11 protein-coding genes are annotated in these 6,434 nt (G+C 43.9%); 1 reads left to right on the top strand and 10 read right to left on the bottom strand.

Features of this window, described 5'->3' with window-relative positions:
* The first annotated feature begins 186 nt into the window (after window positions 1-186).
* Window positions 187-762 carry an outer membrane beta-barrel protein gene (locus N473_RS10620; protein ID WP_063367881.1) on the top strand — a complete coding sequence of 192 codons (576 nt, stop codon included), beginning with the start codon at window positions 187-189 and terminating at the stop codon, window positions 760-762.
* 85 nt (window positions 763-847) lie between these two features.
* On the opposite strand, the gene rplQ is transcribed toward N473_RS10620, so the two are convergent.
* From rplQ to rpsE, 10 genes are all read right to left on the bottom strand, one after another.
* Complete coding sequence (rplQ, locus tag N473_RS10615; RefSeq protein ID WP_010386932.1) at window positions 848-1,249, bottom strand: 50S ribosomal protein L17; 402 nt, start codon at window positions 1,247-1,249, stop codon at window positions 848-850.
* A 38-nt stretch (window positions 1,250-1,287) separates the two neighbouring features.
* On the bottom strand, window positions 1,288-2,274 hold the full coding sequence (locus N473_RS10610; RefSeq protein WP_023401260.1) for a DNA-directed RNA polymerase subunit alpha: 987 nt from the start codon (window positions 2,272-2,274) through the stop codon (window positions 1,288-1,290).
* A 24-nt stretch (window positions 2,275-2,298) separates the two neighbouring features.
* Window positions 2,299-2,919, bottom strand: a complete 621-nt coding sequence (rpsD, locus tag N473_RS10605; protein ID WP_039611418.1) for a 30S ribosomal protein S4 — start codon at window positions 2,917-2,919, stop codon at window positions 2,299-2,301.
* A 22-nt stretch (window positions 2,920-2,941) separates the two neighbouring features.
* Window positions 2,942-3,328, bottom strand: a complete 387-nt coding sequence (gene rpsK, locus N473_RS10600) for a 30S ribosomal protein S11 (RefSeq protein WP_010386935.1) — start codon at window positions 3,326-3,328, stop codon at window positions 2,942-2,944.
* A 13-nt stretch (window positions 3,329-3,341) separates the two neighbouring features.
* On the bottom strand, window positions 3,342-3,698 hold the full coding sequence (rpsM, locus tag N473_RS10595) for a 30S ribosomal protein S13 (protein ID WP_010378282.1): 357 nt from the start codon (window positions 3,696-3,698) through the stop codon (window positions 3,342-3,344).
* 129 nt (window positions 3,699-3,827) lie between these two features.
* Complete coding sequence (gene rpmJ / locus N473_RS25830) at window positions 3,828-3,941, bottom strand: 50S ribosomal protein L36 (protein ID WP_002959476.1); 114 nt, start codon at window positions 3,939-3,941, stop codon at window positions 3,828-3,830.
* Window positions 3,942-3,962: 21 nt separating this feature from the next.
* Window positions 3,963-5,291, bottom strand: a complete 1,329-nt coding sequence (secY, locus tag N473_RS10590) for a preprotein translocase subunit SecY (protein WP_039611417.1) — start codon at window positions 5,289-5,291, stop codon at window positions 3,963-3,965.
* Window positions 5,292-5,302: 11 nt separating this feature from the next.
* Entirely contained in the window at window positions 5,303-5,737 is a 435-nt protein-coding gene (gene rplO / locus N473_RS10585; protein ID WP_039611416.1) for a 50S ribosomal protein L15, read from the bottom strand.
* 4 nt (window positions 5,738-5,741) lie between these two features.
* Window positions 5,742-5,921: a 50S ribosomal protein L30 gene (gene rpmD, locus N473_RS10580; protein WP_010378276.1), complete on the bottom strand. Its 180-nt coding sequence runs from the start codon at window positions 5,919-5,921 to the stop codon at window positions 5,742-5,744.
* Window positions 5,922-5,927: 6 nt separating this feature from the next.
* Window positions 5,928-6,434 (bottom strand): 30S ribosomal protein S5, encoded by a 507-nt coding sequence (rpsE, locus tag N473_RS10575; RefSeq protein WP_023401264.1) that lies wholly within the window; start codon window positions 6,432-6,434, stop codon window positions 5,928-5,930.

Genomic DNA, 6,434 nt, shown 5'->3' with positions numbered 1-6,434 from the left:
GATTGGCGCAAGCGTTTTTTTATTAAAAAGTGAAAAAAAACAAAATAGAGTAAAATACAGACAAACCTTGCAATTTTATATTTTAAAACACATTAAAGTGTGTAGCTTATGATGATTTTGTTCCAAATAAGGGAAATTAAAGGTTAAAATTCTCTTGATTAAATTCAAATAGGAACAACTAATCCAATGAAGCAAGCTATTTTAGCGGTTGGTTTATTAACTAGTATGAGCTCATTTGCGACAGAAGAAACGCAAAATAATGTTACATATTCACTTACTGCTGGTTATACGTTTGGTGGAGATACTATTCTACACGTTACATATACAAACGATGACACTCAAAATATCAAAGCAGGGCAAGGGCTTATTGTAGGAGGGGGACTCTCTTACAAACTAAATAACAAATGGGCAATTGAAGCCAGTGCAAATTACCACTCGGATACTGCATTCTCAAAGGATGGTGACTTATCTTTCGAGAGGCTTTCCTTCAATGTCGTACCTTACTATAGAGCAAACCAATCTTTTTCTATTGGTGTAGGTATTGGCTTACAAACAGGAGTAGAACTGAGCAATGATTTTGGTGGTGATCTCGGATTTGAGAATGAAACAGCCTATATCGGCAGTTTAAAATATCATTTTGAGACTCTTTCCGCTGATTTAGAACTGAGACACACACTTGTCGAATATACTATGGATTATACATGGTATAAGCTAATTTTTAATGGTAATAACACCGGTTTAGTTTTTCATTGGAAATTTTAAAAGCAGAGTACATATAACTCTGTATCAATGGGGCTAAAACAAAAAAGCCGAGCTAATGCTCGGCTTTTTCGTGTCTTATAAAGACTTACTCTGCAGACTGCGCGTCTTCTTGAACTTCTTCAGTCGCAACTGGGCGATCAAGTAGTTCAATATAAGCCATTGGCGCATTGTCACCTGCACGGAAGCCACACTTAAGAATACGAGTGTAACCACCTGGACGATCCGCGAAACGTGGACCGATCTCAGAGAACAATTTACCAACTACTTCTTTATCACGCGTGCGAGCAAACGCTAAACGACGGTTTGCTACGCTGTCAGTCTTAGCCAGTGTGATTAAAGGCTCAATTACACGGCGCAACTCTTTCGCTTTAGGCAAAGTTGTTTTGATGATTTCGTGCTTCACCAAAGAACCAGCCATATTGCTGAACATCGCTTTGCGATGGCTGCTGTTACGGTTTAATTGACGACCACTCTTACGATGGCGCATGACCCTATCCTTCTAACTAAACTAATATAGTAATCTGATTATTCAGCTAGACTTGCAGGTGGCCAATTTTCTAGGCGCATGCCTAGAGAAAGACCACGAGAAGCTAGCACGTCTTTAATCTCTGTTAGAGATTTCTTACCAAGGTTTGGCGTCTTAAGAAGCTCAACCTCAGTACGCTGTACCAGATCACCGATATATTGAATTTGCTCGGCTTTCAGACAGTTTGCAGAACGTACTGTTAGTTCTAAATCATCAACTGGACGAAGTAGAATCGGATCAAACTCCGGCTTCTCTTCTTTTTCTTCTGGCTCAGAAACATCACGCAAGTCTACAAACGCTTCTAGCTGTTCAGCTAGGATTGTAGATGCACGACGGATCGCTTCTTCAGGATCTAGTGTGCCATTAGTTTCCATATCGATAATTAGTTTATCTAAGTCAGTACGCTGCTCAACACGGGCTGATTCAACCGAGTACGCAATACGCTCAACTGGACTGAATGATGCATCTAGCAACAGACGACCAATTGGACGCTCATCGTCATCAGAGGATAAACGACTTGACGCCGGAACATAACCACGACCGCGCTCAACACGGATACGCATACTGATATCGCTATTGTCAGCAGTTAAGTGACAAATAACGTGCTCAGGATTAGCAATTGTTACATCGCCGTCGTGCTGGATGTCAGCCGCAGTCACAGGGCCTACACCAGACTTAGTCAGGGTAAGGAAAACTTCATCTTTACCTTCTAAAGTAACTGCTAGACCTTTCAGGTTTAACAGGATTTCAATGATGTCTTCTTGTACGCCTTCTTTCGCGCTGTACTCATGTAATACACCGTCGATCTCTACTTCTGTCACTGCACAACCCGGCATAGACGAAAGAAGAATACGACGTAAAGCATTACCTAAAGTGTGACCAAAGCCACGCTCTAGAGGCTCTAAAACTACTTTAGAACGGGTTGAGTTGATAGCGTCGATATCGACTAATCTTGGTTTTAGGAATTCGGTTACAGAACCCTGCATTTTATCCTCTCTTAACTCTTAACTTTACTTCGAGTAAAGTTCGACGATTAGTTGTTCATTAATGTCCGCAGACAGATCAGAACGCTCAGGTAGGCGCTTGAAAGTACCTTCCATTTTCTTACCGTCAACTTCAATCCAAGTTGGCTTTTCGCGTTGCTCAGCCAACTCTAGAGCAGCGATGATACGCGCTTGCTTCTTAGACTTCTCACGGATTACTACTACATCTTCTGGAGTAATAACGAAAGAAGGAATGTTAACAACACGACCATTAACCATAATCGCTTTGTGGCTTACTAGCTGACGTGCTTCAGCACGTGTGCTTGCAAAACCCATGCGATATACAACATTGTCTAGACGTTGCTCTAGAAGCTGTAACAAGTTTTCACCTGTGTTACCTTTAAGGCGAGCAGCTTCTTTATAGTAGTTGCGGAATTGCTTTTCAAGTACACCGTAGATACGACGAACTTTTTGCTTTTCACGTAACTGTAAACCGTAATCAGATAGACGACCTTTACGTGCGCCGTGCTGACCAGGTGCTGTTTCTAGTTTACACTTAGAGTCAATTGCTCTTACGCCGCTTTTAAGGAACAGGTCAGTACCTTCACGACGACTCAGCTTGAGCTTAGGGCCCAAATATCTTGCCATGTTCTTTCTCCTAACCTATTAATTATACGCGACGTTTCTTCGGTGGACGACAACCATTATGTGGGATTGGCGTCACGTCAGTGATGTTTGTGATACGGAAACCAGCAGCATTCAATGCACGTACAGCAGACTCACGGCCTGGACCTGGACCTTTAATGAATACTTCTAGGTTCTTAAGACCGTACTCTTGTGCAGCAGTACCTGCGCGCTCAGCAGCAACCTGTGCAGCGAACGGAGTAGACTTACGAGAACCACGGAAACCTGAACCACCCGCAGTCGCCCAAGAAAGAGCATTACCTTGACGGTCAGTGATGGTCACAATAGTGTTGTTGAAAGAAGCATGAACGTGAGCCATACCGTCAACAACTTGCTTTTTGACCTTTTTACGACGAATTGGTGCTTTTGCCATAACTTACCCCACCTTATTTCTTGATAGGCTTGCGTGGACCCTTACGAGTACGCGCGTTAGTCTTAGTACGTTGACCACGTAGTGGTAACGAACGACGGTGACGTAAGCCACGGAAACAACCAAGGTCCATAAGACGTTTGATGTTTAGTGTTACTTCACGACGAAGATCACCTTCAACAGTGTACTTGCCAACTTCTTCACGAAGGATGTCAAGAGTTTCGTCGTTTAACTCGCCGATTTTAGTAGTTTCAGCGATACCTGTCGCAGCTAAGATCGCCTTAGCGCGAGTTTTACCTACACCATAGATGCTTGTTAAACCGATAACAGCATGCTTATGGTCAGGAACGTTAATGCCTGCGATACGGGCCACTAACATATCTCCTATAAATAAACCTGATTATCATCTTGTTGGAAAGCCCGTACAGGATACCCAACCGACATTCAAGTTTTACCAATGAAACAGGCTAAGTGATTAACTTAGCCTGCACGACTAGATTTCTTAGCCTTGCCTTTGCTTGTGCTTAGGCTCACTGCAGATCACACGTACTACACCAGCACGTTTGATAACTTTACAGTTACGGCAAATTTTCTTAACGGAAGCACGTACTTTCATAACTCAACTCCGTAACAGACCCTATCGGCCGTAGCCTTTAAGGTTTGCTTTTTTCAGCACAGAATCATATTGATGAGACATCAAATGAGTCTGTACTTGTGCCATAAAGTCCATGATAACAACAACGATAATCAAAATTGATGTACCGCCGAAGTAGAATGGCGTTTGCCATGCCATGGTCATAAACTCGGGCACCAGACAGATAAAGGTAATGTACATTGCACCTGCCAATGTCAGGCGTGTCATCACTTTATCAATGTATTTAGACGTCTGCTCACCTGGGCGATAACCTGGAATAAATGCGCCAGATTTTTTCAAATTATCTGCTGTCTCACGTGGGTTAAATACCAACGCTGTATAGAAGAAGCAGAAGAAAATAATCGCTGCGGCTAGTACCATTGCGTACAGAGGCTGACCTGGGGTCAACACAGCTGACACTGCTTGTAGTGCATCAGCAAGTGGACCTTCACCTTGGCCGAACCAGCTTGCAATTGTACCAGGGAACAGAATGATGCTGCTAGCAAATATTGGTGGAATAACCCCTGCCATGTTAACTTTCAATGGTAAATGCGTACTCTGTGCTGCAAAAACCTGACGGCCTTGCTGACGTTTAGCATAGTTAACAACGATACGACGTTGACCACGCTCAAAGAATACTACCAAGTAAGTTACCGCAACAACGATAAACGCAATAAGTGCTAAGATAAAGACATTCAAATCGCCTTGGCGCGCCATTTCTGCTGTCGAACCGATTGCAGACGGCAGGTTAGCTACGATACCAACAAATATCAGCACCGAGATACCGTTACCGATACCACGTTCTGTAATTTGTTCGCCCAGCCACATCAGGAACATAGTACCAGTTACTAAACTCACAACAGCTGTGAAGTAGAAACCGAAACCAGGATTCACAACCAAGCCTTCCATCATATTTGGTAGGTTAGTTGCGATACCGATCGACTGTATTGTAGCAAGCACGAGCGTGCCGTAACGCGTGTACTGACTGATCTTCTTACGCCCTTGCTCACCCTCTTTCTTCAGCTCTATCATCGCAGGATGTATATGCGTTAATAGTTGCATGATAATTGAGGCTGAGATGTAAGGCATAATACCCAGCGCAAGTACAGATGCACGCTCAAGCGCACCACCACTGAACATGTTAAACATGGCAAAGATGGTGCCCTTTTGTTGCTCGAAGAACTCGGCAAGTACAGCGGCGTCAATCCCAGGGATAGGCACAAATGAACCTAGACGGTAAATAATGATGGCACCCAATACAAATAGTAATCGGCGCTTCAACTCCGCAAGCCCACTCTGTGCGCTTTGCATATCTTGACCTGGTTTAGCCATAGTGTACTTCCTTAGTCTTCTACCTTGCCTCCGGCAGCTTCGATAGCTTCGCGAGCACCTTTAGACACTTTAATGCCTTTAACAGTAACTGCGCGTGAAACTTCGCCAGATTTAACAACTTTAACGAACTGAATGTTCTTCTTAACGATACCAGCTGCTTGTAGTGTGCTTAGCTCTACCACGTCGCCTTCAACCTTCGCGATTTCGAAAAGGTTAACTTCAGCAGATACTAGTGATTTGCGTGAAGTGAAGCCAAACTTTGGTAGACGGCGTTGCATAGGCATTTGACCGCCTTCAAAACCAACACGTACTTTACCACCAGAACGCGATTTTTGACCTTTGTGACCACGACCACCAGTCTTACCTAGACCAGAGCCGATACCACGACCAACACGCTTACCAGCAGTTTTTGAACCTGCAGCAGGAGAAAGTGTATTCAATTGCATCGAATTAGCCCTCAACCTTAACCATGTAAGAAACTTGGTTGATCATACCACGTACTGCTGGCGTATCTTCTAGCTCAACAGTATGGTTGATACGACGTAAACCAAGGCCACGTAATGTAGCTTTATGCTTCGGTAAACGACCGATTGAGCTACGTACTTGTGTTACTTTAACTGTGTTTGCCATGGTTTCTTACCCCAAGATTTCATCTACGCTAAGACCACGTTTCGCAGCGATCTTCTCTGGAGAGTTCATGTTCTCTAGAGCAGAAATTGTTGCGCGAACGATGTTGATCGGGTTAGTAGAACCGTATGCTTTTGAAAGTACGTTCTGTACACCAGCTACTTCTAGTACTGCACGCATCGCACCACCGGCGATGATACCTGTACCTTCAGATGCAGGCTGCATGTATACTTTAGAACCCGCGTGGCGACCCTTGATTGGGTGCTGTAGCGTGTGACCGTTAAGATCAACATTTACCATGTTACGGCGCGCTTTTTCCATTGCTTTTTGAATAGCAGCTGGAACTTCACGTGCTTTACCGTAACCAAAACCTACTTTACCTGCGCCATCACCAACTACAGTTAGTGCAGTGAAGCTAAAGATACGACCACCTTTAACCACTTTAGACACACGGTTTACCGCGATTAGCTTTTCAGCCAAATCAGGCTGTTGTTGCTTTGCTTCTACGTTAGCCAT

This window comes from Pseudoalteromonas luteoviolacea CPMOR-1 (assembly GCF_001625685.1).
Classification (GTDB): Bacteria; Pseudomonadota; Gammaproteobacteria; order Enterobacterales; family Alteromonadaceae; genus Pseudoalteromonas; species Pseudoalteromonas luteoviolacea_K.
This window is presented reverse-complemented; position numbering and strand designations above follow the sequence as displayed.

Excerpts from the sequence above, each read along its gene's own strand:
- rpsE (WP_023401264.1), bottom strand. The coding sequence starts at position 6,434 with ATGGCTAACGTAGAAGCAAAGCAACAACAGCCTGATTTGGCTGAAAAG.
- rpsK (WP_010386935.1), bottom strand. The coding sequence starts at position 3,328 with ATGGCAAAAGCACCAATTCGTCGTAAAAAGGTCAAAAAGCAAGTTGTT.
- rplQ (WP_010386932.1), bottom strand. The coding sequence starts at position 1,249 with ATGCGCCATCGTAAGAGTGGTCGTCAATTAAACCGTAACAGCAGCCAT.
- N473_RS10620 (WP_063367881.1), top strand. The coding sequence starts at position 187 with ATGAAGCAAGCTATTTTAGCGGTTGGTTTATTAACTAGTATGAGCTCA.
- rpsD (WP_039611418.1), bottom strand. The coding sequence starts at position 2,919 with ATGGCAAGATATTTGGGCCCTAAGCTCAAGCTGAGTCGTCGTGAAGGT.
- N473_RS10610 (WP_023401260.1), bottom strand. The coding sequence starts at position 2,274 with ATGCAGGGTTCTGTAACCGAATTCCTAAAACCAAGATTAGTCGATATC.
- secY (WP_039611417.1), bottom strand. The coding sequence starts at position 5,291 with ATGGCTAAACCAGGTCAAGATATGCAAAGCGCACAGAGTGGGCTTGCG.
- rpmD (WP_010378276.1), bottom strand. The coding sequence starts at position 5,921 with ATGGCAAACACAGTTAAAGTAACACAAGTACGTAGCTCAATCGGTCGT.
- rpmJ (WP_002959476.1), bottom strand. The coding sequence starts at position 3,941 with ATGAAAGTACGTGCTTCCGTTAAGAAAATTTGCCGTAACTGTAAAGTT.
- rplO (WP_039611416.1), bottom strand. The coding sequence starts at position 5,737 with ATGCAATTGAATACACTTTCTCCTGCTGCAGGTTCAAAAACTGCTGGT.